Origin of the sequence: Leptospira bandrabouensis (assembly GCF_004770905.1) — a bacterium.
GTDB classification, from domain to species: Bacteria; Spirochaetota; Leptospiria; order Leptospirales; family Leptospiraceae; genus Leptospira_A; species Leptospira_A bandrabouensis.
In genome coordinates, this window is sequence record NZ_RQHT01000012.1 from 574,123 (window position 1) to 596,484 (window position 22,362).

Below are 22,362 nucleotides of genomic sequence, written 5' to 3' on the forward strand. Positions count from 1 at the left end.
CTAGAATGGGTTTATCTTTGGGGGGAGTATGAAATTATCCTTTTGTAGTTTTGTTTGTGGAGTGGTTCTTTTACTGACGTTTGTGGCTTGTGCTTCACAAGATACGAAAGAAGTCTCTGAGACTGGGAGCCAAGATTCAAAATCGAATTCACGAGCAGTTAACTTGGAAGACCCCGAAAAAGGTGGAAAAAAAATCGGTTGTATTGAAGGAAATTGTGTAAACGGTATTGGTAAATATGTATACGACAATGGGGATATTTACACTGGATCTTTTAAAAATGATCTAAGAGAAGGCCCAGGCAGTTTTCTTTATTCCGATGGTGAAAAGTTTAGCGGAACATATATAGAAGATAAAAAACAAGGTCCCGGTGAATACAATTTCAAAAATGGGGACAAATATGTAGGTGAGTTTCAAAACGGACAGATCAACGGAAAAGGAACTTATAGTTTTAAAGATGGTAAATCTGTTTCGGGTGATTTCACCTCTGATGGCCAAGAAGGAATCGGAGTACTTACCGATGATGGTAAAGCCAGAAATTGCAAAATCGCAGGAAGAAAACTTCTCTGCGAATAGGTTTCACCTTACAGTTGGCAGTTGGGACGTTTCCCTTCTGCTTTGGCCTTTTCCCATAAAACCATTGCATTTGGCATAGCAGCATTTAAATTTTTCATTCGAGTGGCATCTGACGGATGTGTTGATAGTAATTCATTGGTTTTACTACCACCTAGGGCACTCATATTTTTCCAAAGTTCTACACTTTGTCTTGGATCGAATCCCGATTTTGCCATCAGTTCTAATCCAATGATATCAGCCTCCGATTCATGTTCTCTAGAAAAAGGTAATAAAACACCAAATTTGGCACCGAGTCCAAGGGCTCCTGCTACCGTTGGTTTTCCGAGGCTTTCCAAAATTTTTACTGATCCACCTGCTAATTGGTTTTGGGATACTCTTTCATTTCCATGACGAGCTATCACATGTCCAATTTCATGTCCAATTACGGCTGCTAGTTGGTCTTTGTTTTTTGCTACAGAAAACATACCTGTATAAACACCAATTTTCCCACCTGGTAATGCAAAAGCATTAGGAGTATTGTCTCTAAACACAACCACTTCCCAAGATTCCACTCCGGTTGTATCATGAGTGACAGCTAACTCTGCGGATACGATGCAGTTTACATACTGGTTGGCAGTGGCAGCCGTATCGACAGGAGTTTTTGTTTTCATCTCTGAAAAAGCTGCTGTTCCCATTTCGTTCATTTCCGCATCTTTTACTAGGATGATTTGTTTTCTTCCCGTAGGTGAGGTGCTACATTGAACTAAAAACGTAAATGTGATAAAGAATACTAAACTTCGAATCATTTTATTTCCTGTTTTGCATAAAATTGTTTGATAAATGGAATTACTTCTTCGCTTGCAATGGGTTTAGATAACCAATAACCTTGAATTTTGTCACATTCATAAGACCTGAGTAGTTCTAATTGTTCCAACTCCTCTACTCCTTCGGCTACCACCGAATAACCAAGATCATGTGCCATATTGATAATGGAGATTAATAAAAAACTCTCTTTAGATCCTTCTTCCACATTGTTAAGAAAAGATTTATCAATTTTGACAATCGATAGAGGTAATTTTTCTAAATAAGAAAGTGAGGAAAATCCTGTTCCAAAATCGTCCAATGCGACTTTGACTCCAATATCAATGAGATTGGAAAGAATGGGAACTGTCTCGGAAAGATTTTTCATTGCTAAACTTTCCGTAATTTCCACTTGTAAAGAGGTGTAAGGAATACCTCGCCGATTGTGGAGATCTACAATCCAATGGAAAATATTCTGATCAAAAAATACTTGGGGACTTAAATTAACGGCAATGGAGATGGGTAGACCTTGTTTGGTCTGTACTTCATCAATTAAATTAGCTGCTTGTTCTAACACAAATCTTGTGATAGGGACTATTAGTCCTGAATCCTCAGCAAGAGGGATAAACTCAGCAGGAGAAACCATTCCTCTCTGCGGATGACGCCACCTAACCAAAGCCTCCCAATGCCCAATTTTATTTTCCTTTAAATCTAAGACAGGTTGGTAAAAAACAAAGATTTCATTATGAGTTAAGGCTTTCTTTAAATCGTTTTGAATTTCCAATTGGAAATGGATTTTTTCCTGCATGGCTTGGTTGAAAACAGATACAGTTCCCACTTTTTGCGATTTTGCATGAAACATAGCAATTTCTGCATTTCGTAAAAGTACATCCGCCTCTTTGCCACCAAGTCCAAAGGCCGAGATTCCGCAAGATGCTGTTAAGTAAATTTCATATCCACCCAGTGGAATGGGATCTCCTAACCTCTCAAGAAGTCTCATGGCATAACTAATTCCCTCATCAATGGCTAAAAGATGTGTGAGTAAAATGGAAAAATTATCGGCACCAAGTCTTGTGATAATCGCATCGTTATCAGAAAACTGTTTTAGTCGTTCTGAAAATATTACTAAAATTTGATCTCCAGCTTCATTACCAAGTGAATGATTGATTCTTTTGAAGTTATCTATATTGATACAAAATAAGATTGGATATCCCGTGTTTTTGGCATTGTATGCAAATATTTTTTGTTCAATACGGGCAAGAAATAAAGCCCTGTTCGGAAGTCCTGTTAGATTATCATAAAATGCATCGTGTGTTAATTGTTGTTCGGCGAGTTTTCTGTCAGTAATGTCATGGTGGATTGCAATATATTGAAATATAGAACCGTCTTGTCTAGTAAAAGGAACGATCGTTGTATCTGCCCAATAATCACCGCCGTCTTTTTTTAAATTACGGATTTCCCCGCGCCAAACCTTCCCCTTTTGAATGATTTCCCAAATTTTTGCCCAATCTTCTTTGGTTTTGTCTGCTGATTTTAGGATCCTGTGGTTTTGGCCAATGAGTTCAGAGGTGGTATATCCAGTGGCTTTTGTAAATGCTTCATTCACATAAGTGATGATCCCATTTGCATCAGTGATAGATACAATATTAGCTTGGTCTAATGCAAATTTTTGGAGTTGAATTTCTTTTAAAGATTGGTATAAAAAGATTTCTGTTGTATTTTTTTCTTTTCTGTAAACCAACTCACGTCTTTCTCTTTCTAAAACCTCAGTTAGGCGAAGTAGGTTTTTGCGATCAATAAGATCGTTAACACCCGACTTCATGTAACTTAAGTTTTTTGCAAAGTCTTCTGGATCACTGAGTAAAATAACAGGAATGTCAATTTTTTTATCGTTTAGATATTGTAGGTAAATGGGAATTTCAGAATGAAATGGTTCTCTTGTACTACAAATGATGGCATCCCAATCTTCTTCGTGGACGGTCGTTTCCCAAGATGGGTACGACTCAACCACTCGGTATAGAGGACTTAGGCCGTTGGCCTTCATTTCTCTGACTAAATCAAATACACTGTTAGAATCGTTTTCGAGTATTAGAACGCTGATTGGACTGCCCATTTTGTTTGCCGAAGTTGGCTTTCTCTAAAAATATGATTCGTATTTTTCTTAAAATCTCAACCTAAAAATGATTCGAAAAATCAGGTAATTTTCGTCCGATACAGGAGTGCATCCGAAAACTTTTGAAACTACATATATCAAAAAAGAATATTTAGAGTTTGAGCTGAGGAAATTACTCATAGATATGAGTGATTTGGATTATAAAGGACTGAATGATTATGACAAAGGTGGTTATGATGGTTTTAACCAAGCAATCACTTTGGTTTTAAAAAAGCTACAAACCTAGGGTTTTTTCTAGTCAAACAGGGTTTTCATGTCTATGCAACAAGTTTCCACAAAAATTCTTTACAAATTTGGCAAGTAAACAGATAGTATACGTGCCAGTAGGAAGTTCAATGAATTTCACAACAAAACAAGTTAAAAATCATACAGTTGTTACTCTAGAGGGTTCCCTCGATATTTACTCTGCACCAGCACTTAAAAAAGAACTCCATAAAATCATAGATGACGGGGCAGAATCTGTAGCAATTGATATGGTAAATATCAAACTACTGGATTCTTCAGGAATTGCTTTGCTTGCCAATCTCCAAAAGAAACTTAAGTCAGAAGAAGGTCAGTTTTTTCTCCTCAACGTCAGCCAAGATGTAATGGTCATTTTGAAGTTGTCTAGTTTGGACAAATTCTTCACTATCTTAGGTGGAGAATCAGAGCTTCCTTAATTTCCAGAATTTTTAATTTTTCTTAGAGCCGAAAGGACTTCACTTCCCCACGAATGATGGGGGATTCTGTGGATTTGGGGTGAGTCCAGTCACCAGAACCATTTTGAATCCAACGAGAGGATTCGGCTCTTGTCCCAGACTCTGTGACAATCTTCACAACTCCCCTATCATTAGATACTTGGACTGAAACCACCAAATCGTAGGGAAGGTTTAGTCCGAAGGTACCTAACTGTAAAATTGCAAGGTTTCCTTCAATCCTTACTTCCTCACAAACCACTTCTCTTCCATCACGTAACTTTACTTTCAATTTGAGTGGCTGTTGTGGTGTTTGTTTTTTAGTTATTTGTGTTGGTTCGATAGATTTTACCCTTAAGGTTTCAGTCTCAGGAACCAGAGGTATCTTTTCTTCTGAAACCACAGCTGCTAATTTTGTAGTTTCTCCCTTAGAAACTTCTAAAGATTCACGAATGTTTTCTTTGATTTGGTTGAGTTCTTTTGTTTCCTCAGCCGATAGATTGGAGGGAGTTTCTGATTTAAGCACCTTTTCAATGATGACGGGTTTTAAGACTAAACTTTTCCCCTCTTCAATGTTTTCTGCAGCTTTTGAATCACCAAGTTTGGAAGCTTCTTCTTTAGAAAATGCTACGAGAGATTTGTTTTCTTGATAAAAATTTCCAATCAGGAGTAAGCGGCGGTTGGCCCGAATTGCCACTTCTTTGTTTTCTTTCTGTTTAACAAGTTGGATGTATTCTTTTACTGCGTTCGAAGTTTTACCCAATTCTTCCATGGATCTTGCTTTGATATAAGATTGGTCATTGGTTAGAACGGGAAGAGATTCTAAGGTTTTTAAGGTTTCTTCGTAATCCCCACTTTGGAATAAAGAATATGCCAATTCATCAGGGGACTTTTTTTTGTTTTTAAGTTCTTCTTTTTTTTTCTCACCTTCTTCTAAAAAGCTGATAAGCAGGCTTGCATTTTCTGCATAGTGAGTTCCAGGAAATAAATCAATAGCTTTCGAAAGTTTAAGAAAGGCTTTTTCTCTTTCCCCCATCATCACCAAACAATAACCATGATGGAGCAGTGTGAACGCCATTTCATCTGATAAAGAAGAGGTAATGGAATCTTCCAACTCCTGGTATTTTTTGGATGCGATTGGATACTTTCTTGTCCTTTCCATATAAAAAGCAAATTGCAATCGAATGATTGTTTTTTGTTGTTCTTCTAACTCTAACGCAGGTTTAAAATTTAAAAAACGTACAGAATTAATGACATAGAGGCCAAAACGGTCCCGCAAACTCATTTTTAAGTCTAAACCTTCTGTTTCTGAGTTCATAATCCCAGATTCCAGAATGTTGACTTTTACCTCGGACATATAGTCGTCCTTGGAAAGGAACATTTGTTTCAATCTTTCTCTTAAAGTTTGAGAAGATAGTTCGTAATTCATCAATTGGTCCCGAAGGATTCCAAATCGTAGTTCCTGTAACTTTACACTCACGATGGACTCTGAAGCCAAAGCGAAAAAGAAAAATAGAATAAAAAAAAGTGAGAAAAAGAAAAACTTTTTCATTCCGGTACATCAAGGACAATCATTGTTACATCATCCTTATATTCCTCATGTTTTTCTTCGAGTAAAGCCATCGCCTTTTCAACAATTTCCGCATTAGATAAATGTACATTGTTTAGAACTACTTCGGTAAACCTTTCTAATCCAAAAAGACCACCTTCTTTGATGGGAGTTTCTACGACACCATCTGTATATAATACTATTTTATCCCCTGGCAGAACAGGAAAAGATTCCAAAGAATATTGGATATCATCTCCCATGCCCAAAGGTGGACCAGAACTATCTACATAGGTGATTTCTTTTGTGGAAGGACGCACAATAAAAGGTGCGTTGTGTCCGGCATTGACAAATTTAACAACACCAGGCTCTTCAAAAACAACAAAAACTCCCGTAGCAAAAAAGGATGCTTGGAGACGATTGGCAATCACTTCTCCCAGTTGATTGATTGCCTGGATGGCAGATTGATTTTCTTTCATAATGGATTGAAGTGACATTGCCATAACAACTGTTACGAGAGCTGCAGATACTCCGTGACCGGATGCATCTGCCAAAAAAAATCCATAATAATCTTTATCAGGAAATTGGAAGTATTGGTATAAGTCGCCGGATACTTCTCTCATTGGTCTATATAATTTTCCAATATTAAACTTTTTATATTTTTTAACGGAAGGCAAAAACAACTCTTGTACTTCTTTTCCAATTTGAAGTTCTTGGTTGATTTCTTCGTTTAGTCGTGTAATAGTTGTTACCTTGTTCTGGATCTCATCCGCCATTAAATTAAATGACTTTCCTAAACTATCTAATTCATCATTACTTTTAAAATCCCAATCCACTCTAGATTTTAAATTTCCTAAAGCCATGTCTTTGGAGGCAACTTCTAAAGATCCAACCCGTTTGAAGATGGCTCGGTAAACAAGAATCGCAAAAATGATATGAAACACAACTCCCCAAAGGACTGCATATCCAACTTGGATATAAAGTTGTTTCAACCTGTCCTGGATAGATGAGATATTAAAGTGAGTGTATAAAAATACTTCTTCGTTATTGGAAAGACGTATCGGTAATAAAAAATCGACTGTAAAATCGGATTCGTTTAAATCCAAACTATATCTAGCTTTGAATAAATTGCCTTCCTTATCTGAGGATACTTCTTTCGTTTTTTTTAAAACCGATTCTGTGATGACTTTTACATTGGGACCCGATTCAGGTTCGGATAACACAGTTTTGCCATTGGTATCAAATATTGTGAATGCATTGATCTCATATAATTTGAGAGTTTTACGAAATACTTCAAAGTTTTCATCCCGTTCTTTTGACAATCCAATCGTTTGGATATCAGCTAAAATGGTATTCGCAAGGTTTTCTGACTGGAATTGAAAGTTCTTGAGAAGCAGATCGGATTGGTTTTCAAAAATCATCACCGTAAAAAAGATGATATTAAGTAAGGCAAGAAGGGAATAAAAGAGTCCAATCTTAAAGCGTAAGGAATTCGTCGTTTTGATTTTGCTTTTGTTCACGGCAATTACTTGTATTGTCGATAATTAAGTGATAGAAATCTATCACAAAATTGAGATTTTCCATTGGTTTTAGGCAGCTACATATCCTTACTTTCCCGTTTTTGGGCCACCCTTTTTACCTGTTTCATGGTCTTTGGTGTAAGCTCCCTTTCCGCAGATAAGATCCGTCTGAAATCAGGAGAAGTACTGAATGGAAAGGTGGTAAATGTAACGGCAACTCATGTGGAATGGCAAGACCAAGGCAAACGTTATAAATTCTTAAATACTGATGTTTTGGGAATTGATGTGGGTTATGACGGTCTTCCCGCTTGTGCCGATTACAAAACCTTCGGTGTAGAAGATTGTGATTTAATTCTCACCAAACTGACAAAAACATCTGCTAGTTTCTCTAAAAAAAGTAGCCCATTGGAACTAGAAACCATTCCACTCAAAAAAATTTCGACTCTAAAGGTAACTTCTGATTCAGGCCTTCCTATGGAGCGTTACATTGAAACTGGTGTACGAGGAAAATGGATTTTTGGAGACAAGGAAACTACTGGTATTTTTAAAACCTTAGAACGCGGAAAAATTACCATTGAGACAGAAACTAAAACCTTAGTTTCTTTTGATCTTTTGGATTTTAACTCTTTTGAGATCCAAAATAAATCAGTGATTGTTAAAGTCATTAAAGAAGAAACACCAAAAGTCATTCCTGGTTATGCTCCCATCACTGAAAAACGATATGGTAAAGCTGCCTTCGTTTTTGGAGGAGCTTTGTTATCTGGACTTGGAATGTTATATGAATACAATGCCTCGGTAAATGCGATTAATAAAGATATAGAGTATATTCCATCCGGTGATGGAAGGGTATTTATTTTTGCCAATACACTAAGCACAAATAATTATGAATTTCATAGACAAAGATTTACTATTTATTCTGCAGTATTCGCAGCCATTATTTCTTATAGTTTGATTGATAGTTTTTATTTAGGAAATCTAGAAACTAAAAAAGAGAACGCAAACGGAGTGTATTTAAAACCCATTTTAGATATGAGACCGAGTAGCTCTCGGTTAGGCGCTATGAGCCAATCTTTTCAAAAACCAAACGAAAGTTTGTATTATGGTTTTAGTTTTGAGTCTCGATTTTAAGTTATTTGGATCAAACAATAGATTTTCTTAAAAATAAATTTTTAAAGTTTTGTTTGAATCTTAAAAAATGCCATTTTACTAAAAAAGAATAAGGGATTTTGTCTAATTGACACATTGCTCCACAATTTCCTTCTTCATTTTCCTTACACCAAAGTATCGTTCCGGAAAGCCCAACAAAACATTGTAAACCAATCCAAAGATCAAATTTGACTTTAGTATTGTCTGGAAAGATTTGTGAGGTTGGTACATAAAACAGATTTGCTTGGATATGAAAGATAGCAGAGTTTTCTTCCACATTTGAAGTATGTAAATCAACGGAACTAAAGAGTGGGACCTCAAGCATTCGATCTCTAAAAAAGTAGGGATTGATAATTCCAACAAAGAAAAACATCAAAGATAAGATAATAGGATATAATACAAATAATGCAAAATAATCCTGAAGGGCTAAATCTGGAAACTTATGAGAAATCCAATCGGGCGAATGCATCAGAAGGAAAACAGAAAGAATTCCTGGAATTAAAAAGAAAATAGTAAGGATTGAATGTCTTAAACTAGGATATTTTAAAAGTTTGATGCCGGTAGTAGATATATGTTTTTGAATATTTTGGATCCAACCTTCGTGTCGGTTATGACGGCTTAATATTTCATATTCTTCCATACTCATATTCATAATTTTAAGAATATGACCAGGAACAAGTATCCTCGATTTTGCAATGGTTAATTCCAATAAAAAGAAAAGAGAAAGTATACAAATGGGAAGAATGATGAGTAAATTGATTTCTTGAAATAAGGAAAGGTTATATAACCCGTGAACGCCAACACAAACAAAAAAACCAAAACCCAATTTCCCCCATTTGAAAATTGGATTTTTGTGAAATAAAAACATCATTAGATAGGCTCCAATGATTCCCCCATTCATCATATGAATGGGCAAAGCAGTGATGGAACGTAGGACTTGAGACCAAAGCCCTGTATTGATATAGTATAAAATATTTTCTACTAATCCAAAACTTCCACCTAACACCAATCCATAGAATATCCCATCTGTTACCGTAAATTCATCCTGGTTTTTTCTAAAAAAAAGATAAATTCCTATGAGTTTTGCAAACTCTTCGATGAAGGCAGAATGAATGAATGCATTCCAAAATGGGTTTGTATTTGGAATCCAAACCAACAGAAAAGCTTGTAAACCTATCGCAATTCCTGCGCTAAAAATAGAAAATGCGAGTGCTGTATATTGTAAAAAAGATTCTGTAAAACGGTAAAAATGGAACCTGTAAAAGGAATAATAAAATCCTAACGTAAGAAAGTTAATGAGTAAAATGACCAGACTGGGAATAGAAATTTGTGTGATCATTTTGTATGATTAACGGCAGATGGACTTCCAAAATCAATGAGAAATGCTTGGGAAATTTTTAGTTAAACTAACCTTTTTACAGCCTTTCGTAAACCTTCAATGGTTAATGGAAACATGGGGACCACGTCTTCAATCGCTTCAATTGTGGGGGCTCCCCAAAATCGTTTAGGTTCGGGATTCAGCCATACCGATTCGGGGAAATATCCCACTAATTCTTTTAAAGATTCTAGTCCACTTTTTGCCTTACGTTGTTTTTCCTCAGAACTGGAACTATGATACGCATAAGGATTGTAAGGTGTCCCCATGAGTTCGTAGGGTGCCATATACGCATCCCCAACAAAAATTAATTTTGTGTTTTTACGAAATTTTTCTTCGAATTGTTTGATAGAAATACGAGTTTGGAATTCATGATTTGAATATAAGTATTCGTGAAAGATATTGTGAAAAAAATAATTATGAACTTCTTTGAAATGGTAGAGTCCACGACTGGCACTAAATAGTTTACTCACACGGTCAGAATGAGGTGTCATACTTCCTCCTATGTCCATAATGAGTACAAGGCGCAGTGAATTTTTACGTTCTCGTTCTTCTACCAGCTCTATTTCTCCACCGTTTTCACAAGTCCTATCAATGGTTTTGTCTACATGGAGTTCCCTTCTTCCTTCTTTTTTAAGAAATCTCAGTTCTTTTAAAGCAAGTTGGATGGATCTAGTATCTAAAATTTCATCTTCGCGGTAAGCTTTGTATTTTCTTTCGTTCCATAAACTTACACCAGAACGGCTTCCCTCTCCTTCTGTATTTCCACCAATGGAGACACCATTGGGATTAAAACCGGAATTTCCAAAGGGGGATGTTCCTGAAGTTCCTACCCATTTGCTTCCGCCATCATGACGTTCTTTTTGTTCCGCTAATCTCTTTTTTAGTTCTTCAATGACCTCTTCCATACTCAAGTTAGGTGCATTTAATTTCTCGGATTCACTTAAATGTTTAGGAATATTTTCTTCTAACCATTCGAAAAGAATATCGCGAAATTGAATTCTTTGTTCTTTCCAAGTTCCAAAGGTTTTGGCAAAAGCTAGGTCATAACTATCATAAAATTTTAAATCTTTGGCAAAGTTAAGTCGACCCACCCTGTACAGTTGGTCTAGACTCATATACCCAGACGGGTCTGTGAGTTTCCTTAAACTTTCGAGAAAGGCAATCAATTCTCCTGTGGAACAAGGAACCGACTCCCCTCGTAGATTATAAAAAAAATCCAAAAACATATTAGTTCAAATAAACTCGGTAGTCTTCTTCCGATTTAAATAAGGTTCCTGCAAAAGGAATTTTATTTGTGTCTAAATTTTCTGAAGAAACGAGAAGAACTTGGATCCAATCTAGCAGTTCACTTGTAGAAGGTTTTTTACGGAGACTTTCTATTTTTCGAATTGAATAAAACATTGCTAAGGCTTTTTCCATAAATTCCGTTTGGATGGAAGGATAATGGGCTTTGATAATTTCTTTCATTGCTTCTCGTTTAGGAAATTCAATGTAATGAAAAATGCATCTCCTAAGAAAGGCATCTGGAAGTTCCTTTTCATTATTTGAAGTAATGATGACAATCGGTCTTTCTTTTGCTATTATATGTTCTTTGGTTTCTGGAATGAAAAATTCCATTTTGTCCAATTCCAGAAGTAAGTCGTTTGGAAATTCGATGTCTGCTTTATCAATTTCATCGATTAATACAACGGCTTTGTCGGTTTGTGAAAAAGCTTCTCCCAAAGCACCCAAACGAATGTAATTTTTAACTTCCCTTACCCTAAGCATAGCTTCTTCCTCTGGAAACCGGGAGTCATTCAGCCTCGAAACGGCATCATAAAAATACAAACCTTCCTTTGCCAAACTTGTGGATTTGATATGCCATCTGTAGAGTGGGAGGTTTTTAGTTTCCGCAAGGAAACTTGCAAGAAGGGTTTTTCCTGTCCCAGGCTCTCCCTTGAGGAGGAGCGGTCGTTTTGTAATTTCTGCCACTTGGACCGCTTCTTTCAGATCTTCGGACAAGATGTAATCAGCCATAATTTCTACCTTTTGGACTCCAATCTTTTCCGAAAATCAGGGGAATCCACTAAAAATTGCTTTTTGTAAGAAATTGAATTCCCATATTGAGGAATTGGAACGATAGTAAAACTATGGGCGATTTTGATAATACGAAACGGGCAATTGGTGTTGGGAAACTGGATGATTCTGCAAGAAAGGATATGTTCAATAAGTTTGTCAGTGCCGGTGGGGAAATCATAAAAGAAAAACAACCACCGAAAGAAGACGATACAAAAAGGAATCGCCCTGAACCTAAAGTGCGCACGAGCACTGTCTCTCGTGGTGGAGACGATAGCCGGTCGGGAGGCCGTGGGGGAAACCAAAACAAATCCTCTGATTCGTCGAATTCCCGTTCGCAGGCTGATTCGAAAGCACAATTTGAAAAAGAGATTAGTAGTTTTTCGGCAAGATTTGGAATCAAACTTAAATGTTGGCTTGCCCGTGTGACTCCATTTGGTTCGAGTGACCTCACTCCTAAATTCATGCATGATTTTAGTATAAGAGCCAAACAAGCATTAATTGAGCTTCAATACAGCGGAAATGAACTTTTAGCCAACCAACAATACTCACCGCAACTGAGTAAAGCATTAGATAAAATCAATCCCCTTCTCGTTGAACTACTCGCGATGGGACAAAAACTTTATAATGGACCTGAGTTAACAGACATTACCGATCCAATTTTAGTTGCACCAGAATCTCCTGTAGCCATTGAAAGAGTAAAGAACCCAATTTATGCACTTTTTAAAAGGATGTACATTCTTTATCCTTACCAAGAAACTTTGAAAAAATCTTTTGTGCAGGCGTATGATGAATTACAAAAATTAGAAGGAAAACCTTCTCTCATCTATGCAAACAAAAAAAGAAAGGTAACACAAGAGATCGATACCCTTTTTGATGGTTTTTTTGATCGATTGTATCTCATAGTTTTGAGAGCAGAAAATAAAAATATCCCACTAATTTCACGTTATATGGAAAACCTGCTTGGAATTTTGCCAGAAGATAGACCTGGACAAAGAAAGTCCGGTGAAAATGTTCCTGGAGGAAAAGCAGTAGAAACTAAGGAAGATAAAAAAGAAGAGGAATCCAAAGAATCAGAAAAGAAAGAGGAAGAGGTTCCGTTATCCAAGGAACAAGCCTACGGAATGCGTTTGATGCAAATGTATTCGATTCCTAAACTGCGCAAAAAATTTGATCCAAAGAATGAATATGCTCATATTCCTGATTCCGACAAAGCTCTACTTTCTCTTTTTTATTTTTATGAATTTGATGATGAATATTCCTTTGTAATGACCACAAAAAAAATAGATATCAAACCAGGCTCCGTCAATGGGGTTAAGGTTGATTATCGTCAAAAGATGTTAGATATCTATGAAGGCACAAGAACCATCATCGATCAATTTAGAATCTATAATGATGTGATTAAAGAATTAGAAAAACATAAGGCAAATCCAGGTACCAATTACATTGAGGCTTCAAAGAAGTTAACAGGAATAGAACAAAAACGCACGGGCCAATCTAGAACTGTGCGGATGGCAATTAAAGATTTTAGTTTAAAATCAAGAGATTCTCTTCTTGTTTTGATTAAGGATATGAAAAGCAAAAAGGAAATCGTCGCCAATATGAATGACGTATTGACTTTGGATTCGATGGAGTCTCGCAAACGCCTGAATAAAAAAGCGGTAAAACAATGCATCATGGAAGCGTATTGTTACTTGATGGCTTTGTATGATCGTTTGGACACGGGAGATTTATTTGGGGGGCTTGTGGAACTCACTCCAGAACAAATGAAAGCATCCTTTGGAGTTGATTTAGGGAATACAAATGCGGAATCGAGTCAAACGGAATTTGCTGATTTGGATAAGGAAGGAAATGAACCAACCAATCCACAATCAAAAGCCACTGATACATTGGATTCCAAAGAGACTACGGAGGATTTGTCTAATGAAGAAAATGACAATTCGGACGATCCTTTGGATGATGACATATTACCAAGTGGGAATCCTTTTTAATGGCAGTCATCAAAATCGCAATCTATCAAAAGAACTTACACAAACGTATTAGTACTGAAGAAATTTCCAAAATCCAACAAACCAAGGCTCATTTTTTAATTTTACCAGAGGGATTCCCTCATTTGTTTCAAAGTGAGTCTCCGGAAAATGCTACCAAACACGAAAAGGAATACCAAGATCATTTATTGGAAATTTCAGAGTCTTTTTCTGGTGTGATTCTTGGTGGCACACATTATCGAAAAAATGAAGAAGGTAATTTGGTTTGTGCCTTACCCATACTTCAATCTCTAGTTTTAGTCGATTTTTATGAAAAAAAGTCGCCCTCTTCTGTCAAAGAGCCGGGAGTAGTTCCTGGAAAAACTGAATCTATATTTATTATGGGTGGTCTTCGTTTTGGACTTCTTGTCGGTGAAGATTTAGAAAATGAATCTATTTGGGATGAATTTAAAAAAGAAGATATAGAGATTATATTCTATTTATCACATACAGATGAAAAACGTTCTTACGAAGAAGACCTAACCTATTTTGCTTCTTTAGCAAAGGAAAAATCTGTCCATTTCATTCGTGTTTGCGGATCATCCGATGGAAAACCTGCTCGAAGTCTATATGCTTCTCCCTCTGGAATCAACTGGAAAGTGGGAAAAATTGAAGAAGACAAAGATGTATTAAAAACTTTGTCAGTGAATGTGATGAGAAGTTATTTGTTATAAAATTTTTTTTAAAAAAGGGACCAAGTTTTTCATTTGAACCCTTTTCGTTTTAAATTCGCTGTAGTTACTTTTTATCTAACTCTTTCCAGTCCATTGTTAAGAGTAAAATCACGATTCCAATAGAAACACAGGAGTCTGCTACGTTGAAGGCAGGCCAGCGGTCGAAGAGTAAAAAATCTGGCCATTCAAAATCTAAAAAATCCACCACACCAATAAATTCGATTCCTGGTTTTTCCGGGGTGAATCCAAATCGAAATCCTACACCGGGAATCTTTACAAAGAATTTATCTAAAAAGTTTCCAAAAGCTCCTGCCATTACGAAATTCCAGCCCCAAGCATTGCCTAAATCAGCATTTTGCCAGCGGTAAAAAATTAAAAATACAATGGCAAATCCAGTAGCAAATAAAGATGGAAGTGCATTGTCTTGGAATAAACCAAAAACAAAACCTGTGTTAAAAGTTAAAGACAATCGGAAAAAATCACCTAGCACAGGGATACTTTCATGAGCTAACATTTTAGTAATAATGATATATTTGGATGATAAATCTAAAAAAAGTCCAAATGCGACAAAGGCAAGATATCCAGGTTTAAAAACCGAAAAAAATGGGGTTTTAGGTAGATTCATAAATTAAAGATGGTCCGTTTATTTTTGTTTCCAATAACTTAGACTTGATTTGGCCAAAGACCAAAAACTAAGTCCTGATAGTATGTAAAATAATATGCTTGGTTCTTTCCAGAATTTTTCCGAATAATACATTCCGAAAAAGAAAAATATCGACCCTAAAGCTCCAAAGGTAAATATTTCTTTCAGCCTTAACTCCTCCATTCTGGAAGAATCCGGGGTTTGGAACTCTCCTCGATTCCATTTGTATAAAAACTCATTTAATTCCTTCGGTAAGGAAAAGAGACTTGTGATAAATTCTTCTCCTTCGTCTTTCCACAGTTTTTTTAAAGAACTTCCCTTTAGAACGATTTGTGAAAATGGTTTTTCTGCGTAATCGATCATGGAGCGAGTTGGATCTAAATAGGATGAGTTTCCAAGTAACAAAGCAAGTACGCGGTGGAGGCTAAGAAAATTGGGAGGAAGTTTTAGGCTGGAAAGTAGGCGTTTTAAACTCACTTGAATTTCTTTTAAAAAACGAAGGTCTTCTTTGGGCCTAAGTGTATCGAGTCCTATGTTTCGGAAATGATCAGTCGATTCCAAAATACGATTTAGTTTTTCGAGTGAATATTTTACAATTTGGATGAGTTCTTCTTTGGATAAGGTTTCTGTCACGGCTCCGAGTTCAAATAAGGATTCTGTGATTAGGTGGTAGTCTTTTCTCATCGCACCAATTAGAATTCTTTCTAAAATGCGGGTTTCTTCTTCAGAGATAGACTGGACGGCTCCAAAATCAATAAAACAAAGTTCTCCCGTTTCCATAAAAATTAAATTCCCTGGATGTGGGTCCGCATGAAAAAAGCGGTATTCGAAAATCATTAAGATATAAGCTCGAACCAATTTTTCTAAATGTGGATTCTTTTTGGTATGAGGTTCTAAAGCGATTAATTCGTAAATTTTCTTTCCTTCAACAAATTCTGTGACGAGTGTATGTTTATTACAGAGTTCATCAATTGGATTCGGGCAATAAAAATCTTTTTCTAAAGCAAATAATTGTTTGGTGTACTTTAGGTTTTTTAGTTCGCTACGTAGATCAAGTTCTGCACGAATCATAGAATGCAATTGTTCATTGACTTCTTTGGCAGAAATTTTGAATACAAAACGGTCAATGATCCAAATTACCCTTGAGATGGTTTTTAAATCCCTAATGGCATCTTCTTCAATTCCTGGGTATAAGGTTTTGATTGCTACTTTTTTGTCGTGATAATAGCCAATATGAACTTGTGCGGTGGATGCACTTGCGTAAGCCGCGGTATCCAAATTTGAAAAAATTTCGACCATTGGTTTTCCATAATCAGTGATCCAACGTTTGTTTATTTCTTCAAATTCTCTTGGTGGAATTTTGTCTTGTAGGTCTTGGAGTTCCCATAAAAATTCTTCTGGCAAAACATGGAATAAATTGCTTATAAATTGACCAATTTTGATATATACGCCACCTAACTGGAAAAAGAGATTTTTGGTTTCCTTCCCTTTTCTTTTTAGAAATTCTATTCTTGCAGATTCATAATTGGTTTCATTTTTAAATTTTCGTTTAATTTTTGTTAGATAAAGATATTCAAACCAAGTAATAATTACAAAAAAATAAATAGAGACAGACCGGTTTTGTTTGGAGTTCATTTTTTTTGCCTATAAATAGATTCTATCATGTTTAGAATCTCAATATTGTCTGAAAGAGTGCCTTCCATCGTTTGTTTTTTCCCCATAATCACCTGTGAGATTTCCTCATAGATTCCTAGAAATGCATTTGCCGTTTTAGGATTTGGAAAACCAGGTGGTTCGTAGGGAGATAAACTTTGAAATCCTTTGTATAATTTTGAGGATTTCGATTGGAAAAATTGAAATCCGTCATTGGAACAAATGATTCTATGAGAGTCGGTATGTAAGTCTAATTCAAATTGAAAATATTTCCTTTCGCCACTGACATCTAAAAATACATCCACACCAGTTTTGGATCGAAACCAGGCCACAGCCCTTGATTCTATTGCCCCTTTTTTTGGGTGTTCTAATTTAGCTTCCACTAACTTAGGTTTGCCAATGAGCCAATGCAGGAGGTCTACAGCATGGGTTCCATCATGGAGTAAAGGTCCCCCTCCTTGTTTGGAAAAGGCTAACCCTGGGTTTTTTGCAGAGGTAAACACGGAGGCCCGAATGGATTTTAGATTTCCTAAATGACCTTTTGTTAGTTGGTCTTTGACATACCGATAACTGGGATGGTAACGCCTTTCATGGTTGATCCAAATTCTTGTTTTATACTGACTGGCGAGTTTTTGGATCCTTTTGGCTCCCGATTCGGAAAGGGCAACCGGTTTTTCGATGAGTAAATTGGGAATCCCCTGGCGAATGCAATGGATGGCCCAGTCTTCATGAAAAACACTGGGAGTGGAAATGACAGCCAATTGGATGGACTTTGGGAATTTGACATTTTTAGGATCGCAGTCCACTCTCTCTGCCTGGGTTTTCCAAAAACTCTGGAAGGATTCACATTTTTTAGGATCACTGTCCAAACCTAAAATGAATTCAAATTTTTCCTTCCCCCATTCGGACTGGAGGACTCCCATATGAGTACATGGTTTTTTACGATATGGGTCTGTTTCTAAACTGGATCCAATCCGTCCAAGACCGATCAGGATGGTTTTGATTTTGGATCGTTTCATTTATCTTTTTCTTCCAAATCTTTCTTTCTGAAAGAAACTGGCATAGAAGCTATGATCGCACCATTTGAATATTCCTTGTCAACTATTCTAAGTTTGTTTTCTAAAGACCCCCATTGGGACCGGACAGAAAACCCATCCTTTCGTTGGATCACAACCTCTTCTGTTGAGACAAAACCTGGATCATTGTTTGTTCCTTTACGTGGAACAAGAGATGGTCACGAATTTATTCCCGATGCCCTTAGTAAAGGTGCCATAGCTTTTCTTTGCGAAAAAAATCATCCCATTCTAAAACAACTCACAAAAGAAAATTTAGACAAGGCGATAATTGTTTCCGATAGTTTGAAGGCACTGGGTGTTCTTGCCCGTTATCATAGAGATAGGTTTAATCCAATTGTCCTTGCGGTCACTGGCTCCTCAGGGAAAACAACGACAAAGGATTTGTTAGGTGGGCTTTTTGGATTTTTAAAAAAAGATAGTTTGGTTGTTACTGAAAAAAATTACAATAATGAGATTGGACTTCCCTTTACCTTGTTTCGAATCAATGAAAAAACTCGGGTGGTCATTTGTGAATTAGGAATGAACCACAGGGGTGAAATTTCTCGTCTTTCTTTGATCGCAAGACCAACTCATTCTTTAATTACTAATATTGGTTCTGCTCATATTGAAAATCTAAAAAGCCGGGAAGCCATTGCGGAAGAAAAAATTGATATCATTTCTGGAATGGAAACCAATGCCGTTTTATTTGTGCCCGATGATTTGGATTTTTTGAATCGGGTCAAAATTAGAACCAAAAAACAAAATATAAAATTAGAAGTTTGGAACCACAAAAAAAATCCAATTTTAAAGGTTAGTAAAATAGAATCCAATGGATTTCGACTGGATTGGGAAGGAAAGGAAATTCACTGGAAACTCCCAGGATCAAAACTTCTCAGTAATGTACGTGGAATGATGGCTGTCGGAATTCATTTTGGAATTTCGACAGATCATATTGCTAATACAATTCAAAATTACAAAAGTCCAGACAAACGATTGAATATCAATAAAGGATATTATACGATTATTGACGATTGTTATAATGCCAATCCTGAATCTATGTTTTCTAGTATTGGTGCTGCAGAACAATTTGCCGGGCATCGTAACCTTGTATGGATCCTCGGATCCATGAAGGAACTTGGCAAATTTTCAAAATACTACCATGAAGAAATAGGTAAAGAAATACAAAGGATAGGTAAAGGTATCTTACTTGGGTTTGGTGAAGAAACAAAACCCATGGTAAAACAAGTCCCTGGAGCTCGATGTTTTACTGAGGTAGAGGAACTCATTCAATTTGTAAAAACAACAATTCCTAAAAATTCTGTATTACTCGTAAAGGGTTCTCGGTCGATGAAAATGGAAAGAATTGTTCTAGGCTTAGAAACTTTTAAGGGTTGATACAGAACTGGCCTTTCCTAGATTACACGTATGCCTACAAATCTTCCCAAAGTAGCTGTGATTATGGGTTCTCATTCTGATTGGGAAACCATGAAAGAAGCCTGTGATATTTTGACTGAGTTTGGAATTCCTTTTGAAAAAGAAATTGTTTCGGCTCATCGTTCCCCGGAACGAATGGTGGAGTTTGCAAAATCAGCAAAACAGAATGGGTTTGGGGTCATTATTGCTGGAGCTGGTGGTGCGGCTCATTTACCAGGAATGACTGCTTCCCTTACCACTTTACCTGTATTAGGTGTTCCTGTTCAATCCAAGGCTCTGAATGGAATGGATAGTTTACTTTCTATTGTACAAATGCCAAAAGGTGTCCCTGTGGCAACCTTAGCCATTGGAACCAGTGGTGCAGCCAACGCAGGATTACTGGCAGTCCGTATTCTTTCCCTATTAGATAATTCACTTCACAATCAATTGGCATCTTATGCGGACACAAATCGCAAATTAGCACTTTCCAAAAATGACCAACTCATCTAAAGAAAATTCGACTACAAAAATTGGTGTATTAGGTTCTGGCCAACTAGGACAAATGATGGGTTTAGAGGCCCTACCTCTCGGTTATGATTTTTTTTGTTATTCTCCGGAGAAAGATTCCCCTTGTGAAAAAGCAGGTGCTACTGCGACAGTTGCCTCCTACGAAGATCTATCTAGTTTAAAAACCTTTCTTTCTAAAATTGATGTTTTGAGTTTTGAATTTGAGAATATCCCAAAATCAACTTTAGAATATTTAGAATCGGAAAAAAAACAAATTCAGATTTTTCCACCGCCAAAGGCCCTTGTCATTGCCCAAGACCGATTTTTAGAAAAAACCCATTTTCGTAAGTTAGGTTTTCGAACTGCAGATTTTTTTCATTTAACCAAAGAATCTTCCCAAATGGATACTTCCATTCCCTACCCTTGGATCATTAAAACTCTTCGTTTTGGATACGATGGAAAAGGCCAAGTGAAAGTGAAAGATGAGGGAGAATACAAAGAGTTTTTACAGAATGCATTTTTCACGGGGAAAGAAGAATATTTAGTTGAGGAAGTAATTCCTTTTCAAAAAGAAATCAGTATCATCCTCACTCGTTTTCAAAATGGGGAAATTGTTTGTTATGGTGCTGTTGAAAACGAACATAAAAATCATATTTTAGATTTATCAATTTTTCCTGCGAGAATTCCTGTTGGATTAAATTTAGAAGCAACCGAAATGGCATCTAAACTTGCCGAATCTTTGGACTATGTAGGTACTATGGGTGTGGAATTTTTTCTGAAAGAAAACCATATGTATCTGAACGAGTTTGCACCGCGACCACACAATACAGGTCATTTTACGCAAGATTGTCAAAGTTTTTCTCAATTTCACTTACATGTTTCTGCAATTACCGGAAATCATCCCCCAACAGATGTTAGGCCAAAGCCAACTCTTATGAAAAATATTTTGGGAAATGAATATAAGGAAAGTTTGGCGATCGCAAGAACACTATTAAAAGATGATAGGTACCAACTTCATCTTTATGGAAAAAAAGATGCAAAAATTGGCAGAAAGATGGGGCATATGAATTTTAAAGGAAATTTAGAAGAGGTAAATCCCCTTTTCCACGATTTGTAATTAAGGTTGGTTCTCGAGAAGTCGAAGTCCCCAATCTCTTACATTACCTGCTCCTAAACATAGGAATATATCGCCCTTTTGTAATTTGTTTTTGATCACCAAAAGATCTAAATCCATTTCTCCTTTTAGTAATTCTGTATTTTGATGATCTAGAAAAGGAAGAAATGATTCGTGACTGATCCCCAAAATCGGAGATTCGCCAGCAGAATAAATGGGAAGGATCAGTAAACTATCCGCAAGCGAAAGTGACTCTGCTAGTTCTTTTAATAACAATTGAGTGCGTGTATAACGGTGTGGTTGGAAAAGTACAACTAGTTTTCCTTTTGATTTCAATTTATTTTTTAAAGACCGAATGACCATAGAAATTTCAGTGGGATGGTGACCATAATCATCCATGACTATCACTCCATTCCAAAGTCCTAGCACCTCTTGTCTTCGTTTCACTCCGATATAACGAAAGAGGATTTCATTTGAAATTTTGGGAGTAACCCCCGCCGCATAACTTCCCACTAACGCAACAAGTCCGTTGGTAAGATAATGAACACCGGGATAGGGTAAATGTAAGTTTATGTTTTTAAATTCCAAAAAGGAAAAATTTAGGATTTCTTCTTTGATTTGGTAAATCACCGGAATCAGATGATTTCCTAGTTTCGTTTCTAAATTTCGATACCATTCTGATTTTGTATCTTTGTCTTCTAAACAAAGGAAAAGTCGAAATTGGGGAGAGGAAATGATTTCCTTCGTTTTATTCTGTAGAACCTCTTTGATTCCTGTGTCACTGGCAAACAATACAACATCGCCCTCTGTTTTGAAAGAGATATATTCTAGGAAGGCATCTTCTAGTTTTTCTCTGGTTTTGTAATAATCTAGATGGTCATTATCAATATTTGTTAATAAACGAATGGAGGCTTTGTGTTTTAAAAAAGTGCCATCGGATTCATCCGATTCATAAACAGCAAATTCTCCCCCTCCCATTTTCCCGCCACGTTTTTCTAAAAGACTTGTGTCTCCTCCAATCATAATGGTTGGGTCCATTCCAACTTCTGTGAGAATTTGAGAAACCATAGTAGTTGTTGATGTTTTGCCATGACTTCCAGCAACGGATATCGATCTCTGATTCGAAACAAGAAGATGCATAAATTCCGATCTATGTTTTAGCGGAATATTTTTACTCTTAATTTCATCAAACACCTGTTTGTGTTTATCATTTATGGCCGAACTATAAACAACTATCTCAATTCCAACTAAAGGGATAGATGAAATATCATTTTGTATCAAAGCACCACGTTCTTTTAAATATTCTGTAATACTCGAATTTTTTTGGTCATAACCAATCACTGGTAGTTTTAGATCTAAAGCCATATGAGCAAGGCTTGACATCCCACTACCACCAATTCCCAAAAATAAAATAGGACCTTTCATCGTTT

General features: G+C 36.5%; 20 protein-coding genes. 9 read left to right on the plus strand and 11 right to left on the minus strand.

Annotated elements, in window-relative coordinates:
* The first annotated feature begins 28 nt into the window (after positions 1 to 28).
* Positions 29 to 574: an MORN repeat-containing protein gene (locus EHR07_RS06405; protein ID WP_135744298.1), complete on the plus strand. Its 546-nt coding sequence runs from the start codon at positions 29 to 31 to the stop codon at positions 572 to 574.
* Positions 575 to 582: 8 nt separating this feature from the next.
* On the opposite strand, the gene EHR07_RS06410 is transcribed toward EHR07_RS06405, so the two are convergent.
* Positions 583 to 1,359, minus strand: coding sequence for a M48 family metallopeptidase (locus EHR07_RS06410; RefSeq protein WP_135744299.1), 777 nt, complete (start codon positions 1,357 to 1,359; stop codon positions 583 to 585).
* Positions 1,356 to 3,467 (minus strand): EAL domain-containing protein, encoded by a 2,112-nt coding sequence (locus EHR07_RS06415; protein WP_135744300.1) that lies wholly within the window; start codon positions 3,465 to 3,467, stop codon positions 1,356 to 1,358. The genes EHR07_RS06410 and EHR07_RS06415 overlap by 4 nt, the downstream gene beginning before the upstream one ends.
* A gap of 106 nt (positions 3,468 to 3,573) precedes the next feature.
* On the opposite strand from EHR07_RS06415, the gene EHR07_RS06420 reads away from it, so the two are divergent.
* Both EHR07_RS06420 and EHR07_RS06425 read left to right on the plus strand, forming a co-directional pair.
* The gene (locus EHR07_RS06420) at positions 3,574 to 3,753 is read left to right on the plus strand and encodes a hypothetical protein (RefSeq protein ID WP_135744301.1); all 180 of its coding nucleotides are present in this window, start codon (positions 3,574 to 3,576) and stop codon (positions 3,751 to 3,753) included.
* A 109-nt stretch (positions 3,754 to 3,862) separates the two neighbouring features.
* Positions 3,863 to 4,186, plus strand: coding sequence for an STAS domain-containing protein (locus EHR07_RS06425; protein ID WP_002974097.1), 324 nt, complete (start codon positions 3,863 to 3,865; stop codon positions 4,184 to 4,186).
* A gap of 22 nt (positions 4,187 to 4,208) precedes the next feature.
* Here EHR07_RS06425 and EHR07_RS06430 read toward each other — a convergent pair whose 3' ends face one another.
* Together EHR07_RS06430 and EHR07_RS06435 are read right to left on the minus strand one after the other, a co-directional pair.
* Positions 4,209 to 5,753, minus strand: a complete 1,545-nt coding sequence (locus tag EHR07_RS06430; RefSeq protein ID WP_135744302.1) for a tetratricopeptide repeat protein — start codon at positions 5,751 to 5,753, stop codon at positions 4,209 to 4,211.
* The gene (locus EHR07_RS06435) at positions 5,750 to 7,267 is read right to left on the minus strand and encodes a PP2C family protein-serine/threonine phosphatase (RefSeq protein WP_135744303.1); all 1,518 of its coding nucleotides are present in this window, start codon (positions 7,265 to 7,267) and stop codon (positions 5,750 to 5,752) included. The genes EHR07_RS06430 and EHR07_RS06435 overlap by 4 nt, the downstream gene beginning before the upstream one ends.
* A gap of 63 nt (positions 7,268 to 7,330) precedes the next feature.
* On the opposite strand from EHR07_RS06435, the gene EHR07_RS06440 reads away from it, so the two are divergent.
* Positions 7,331 to 8,395, plus strand: a complete 1,065-nt coding sequence (locus tag EHR07_RS06440; protein WP_244288919.1) for an LB_137 family protein — start codon at positions 7,331 to 7,333, stop codon at positions 8,393 to 8,395.
* 10 nt (positions 8,396 to 8,405) lie between these two features.
* Here the strand turns inward: EHR07_RS06440 and EHR07_RS06445 are convergent, their stop codons facing one another.
* The 3 genes from EHR07_RS06445 to EHR07_RS06455 all read right to left on the minus strand — a co-directional run bounded on the left by EHR07_RS06445 (position 8,406) and on the right by EHR07_RS06455 (position 11,807).
* On the minus strand, positions 8,406 to 9,752 hold the full coding sequence (locus EHR07_RS06445; RefSeq protein ID WP_135744304.1) for a PrsW family intramembrane metalloprotease: 1,347 nt from the start codon (positions 9,750 to 9,752) through the stop codon (positions 8,406 to 8,408).
* 62 nt (positions 9,753 to 9,814) lie between these two features.
* Positions 9,815 to 11,017: a VWA domain-containing protein gene (locus EHR07_RS06450; protein WP_135744305.1), complete on the minus strand. Its 1,203-nt coding sequence runs from the start codon at positions 11,015 to 11,017 to the stop codon at positions 9,815 to 9,817.
* A 1-nt stretch (position 11,018) separates the two neighbouring features.
* Positions 11,019 to 11,807, minus strand: a complete 789-nt coding sequence (locus EHR07_RS06455; RefSeq protein ID WP_135744306.1) for an AAA family ATPase — start codon at positions 11,805 to 11,807, stop codon at positions 11,019 to 11,021.
* Between the two features lie 113 nt (positions 11,808 to 11,920).
* Between EHR07_RS06455 and EHR07_RS06460 the strand changes: the two genes are divergently transcribed.
* On the plus strand, positions 11,921 to 13,837 hold the full coding sequence (locus tag EHR07_RS06460) for a hypothetical protein (RefSeq protein WP_135744307.1): 1,917 nt from the start codon (positions 11,921 to 11,923) through the stop codon (positions 13,835 to 13,837).
* On the plus strand, positions 13,837 to 14,547 hold the full coding sequence (locus EHR07_RS06465; RefSeq protein WP_135744308.1) for a carbon-nitrogen hydrolase family protein: 711 nt from the start codon (positions 13,837 to 13,839) through the stop codon (positions 14,545 to 14,547). Before EHR07_RS06460 ends, EHR07_RS06465 begins: the two co-directional genes overlap by 1 nt.
* Before the next feature lie 64 nt (positions 14,548 to 14,611).
* On the opposite strand, the gene EHR07_RS06470 is transcribed toward EHR07_RS06465, so the two are convergent.
* From EHR07_RS06470 to EHR07_RS06480, 3 genes are read right to left on the minus strand one after another with little or no spacing between them, the layout of a single operon-like run.
* A complete protein-coding gene (locus EHR07_RS06470; RefSeq protein WP_135569478.1) occupies positions 14,612 to 15,172 on the minus strand; it encodes a lipoprotein signal peptidase in 561 nt (186 codons plus the stop codon).
* 18 nt (positions 15,173 to 15,190) lie between these two features.
* On the minus strand, positions 15,191 to 16,825 hold the full coding sequence (locus tag EHR07_RS06475) for an ABC1 kinase family protein (protein ID WP_135744309.1): 1,635 nt from the start codon (positions 16,823 to 16,825) through the stop codon (positions 15,191 to 15,193).
* Entirely contained in the window at positions 16,822 to 17,862 is a 1,041-nt protein-coding gene (locus EHR07_RS06480) for a Gfo/Idh/MocA family oxidoreductase (RefSeq protein WP_135744310.1), read from the minus strand. The genes EHR07_RS06475 and EHR07_RS06480 overlap by 4 nt, the downstream gene beginning before the upstream one ends.
* Positions 17,863 to 17,913: 51 nt before the next feature.
* Here EHR07_RS06480 and EHR07_RS06485 point away from each other — a divergent pair, with 51 nt between their 5' ends.
* Genes EHR07_RS06485 through EHR07_RS06495 form a run of 3 tightly spaced genes read left to right on the plus strand, consistent with a single transcriptional unit; the run spans position 17,914 to position 20,935 of the window.
* The gene (locus EHR07_RS06485) at positions 17,914 to 19,293 is read left to right on the plus strand and encodes a UDP-N-acetylmuramoyl-tripeptide--D-alanyl-D-alanine ligase (RefSeq protein ID WP_135744311.1); all 1,380 of its coding nucleotides are present in this window, start codon (positions 17,914 to 17,916) and stop codon (positions 19,291 to 19,293) included.
* A gap of 30 nt (positions 19,294 to 19,323) precedes the next feature.
* Positions 19,324 to 19,821 carry a 5-(carboxyamino)imidazole ribonucleotide mutase gene (purE, locus tag EHR07_RS06490; protein WP_135744312.1) on the plus strand — a complete coding sequence of 166 codons (498 nt, stop codon included), beginning with the start codon at positions 19,324 to 19,326 and terminating at the stop codon, positions 19,819 to 19,821.
* Positions 19,805 to 20,935, plus strand: coding sequence for a 5-(carboxyamino)imidazole ribonucleotide synthase (locus tag EHR07_RS06495; RefSeq protein ID WP_135744313.1), 1,131 nt, complete (start codon positions 19,805 to 19,807; stop codon positions 20,933 to 20,935). Before purE ends, EHR07_RS06495 begins: the two co-directional genes overlap by 17 nt.
* Here EHR07_RS06495 and murC read toward each other — a convergent pair whose 3' ends face one another.
* Positions 20,936 to 22,357: a UDP-N-acetylmuramate--L-alanine ligase gene (gene murC, locus EHR07_RS06500; protein WP_135744314.1), complete on the minus strand. Its 1,422-nt coding sequence runs from the start codon at positions 22,355 to 22,357 to the stop codon at positions 20,936 to 20,938.
* Between the last annotated feature and the right edge of the window lie 5 nt (positions 22,358 to 22,362).

Bases quoted from the DNA above. Each gene is read 5' to 3' on its own strand.
- EHR07_RS06450 (WP_135744305.1), bottom strand. From the start codon at position 11,017: ATGTTTTTGGATTTTTTTTATAATCTACGAGGGGAGTCGGTTCCTTGT.
- EHR07_RS06495 (WP_135744313.1), top strand. From the start codon at position 19,805: ATGACCAACTCATCTAAAGAAAATTCGACTACAAAAATTGGTGTATTA.
- EHR07_RS06405 (WP_135744298.1), top strand. From the start codon at position 29: ATGAAATTATCCTTTTGTAGTTTTGTTTGTGGAGTGGTTCTTTTACTG.
- murC (WP_135744314.1), bottom strand. From the start codon at position 22,357: ATGAAAGGTCCTATTTTATTTTTGGGAATTGGTGGTAGTGGGATGTCA.
- EHR07_RS06410 (WP_135744299.1), bottom strand. From the start codon at position 1,359: ATGATTCGAAGTTTAGTATTCTTTATCACATTTACGTTTTTAGTTCAA.
- EHR07_RS06425 (WP_002974097.1), top strand. From the start codon at position 3,863: ATGAATTTCACAACAAAACAAGTTAAAAATCATACAGTTGTTACTCTA.
- EHR07_RS06415 (WP_135744300.1), bottom strand. From the start codon at position 3,467: ATGGGCAGTCCAATCAGCGTTCTAATACTCGAAAACGATTCTAACAGT.
- EHR07_RS06460 (WP_135744307.1), top strand. From the start codon at position 11,921: ATGGGCGATTTTGATAATACGAAACGGGCAATTGGTGTTGGGAAACTG.
- EHR07_RS06445 (WP_135744304.1), bottom strand. From the start codon at position 9,752: ATGATCACACAAATTTCTATTCCCAGTCTGGTCATTTTACTCATTAAC.
- EHR07_RS06465 (WP_135744308.1), top strand. From the start codon at position 13,837: ATGGCAGTCATCAAAATCGCAATCTATCAAAAGAACTTACACAAACGT.
- EHR07_RS06430 (WP_135744302.1), bottom strand. From the start codon at position 5,753: ATGAAAAAGTTTTTCTTTTTCTCACTTTTTTTTATTCTATTTTTCTTT.
- EHR07_RS06485 (WP_135744311.1), top strand. From the start codon at position 17,914: ATGATCGCACCATTTGAATATTCCTTGTCAACTATTCTAAGTTTGTTT.
- EHR07_RS06470 (WP_135569478.1), bottom strand. From the start codon at position 15,172: ATGAATCTACCTAAAACCCCATTTTTTTCGGTTTTTAAACCTGGATAT.
- EHR07_RS06475 (WP_135744309.1), bottom strand. From the start codon at position 16,825: ATGAACTCCAAACAAAACCGGTCTGTCTCTATTTATTTTTTTGTAATT.
- purE (WP_135744312.1), top strand. From the start codon at position 19,324: ATGCCTACAAATCTTCCCAAAGTAGCTGTGATTATGGGTTCTCATTCT.
- EHR07_RS06480 (WP_135744310.1), bottom strand. From the start codon at position 17,862: ATGAAACGATCCAAAATCAAAACCATCCTGATCGGTCTTGGACGGATT.
- EHR07_RS06455 (WP_135744306.1), bottom strand. From the start codon at position 11,807: ATGGCTGATTACATCTTGTCCGAAGATCTGAAAGAAGCGGTCCAAGTG.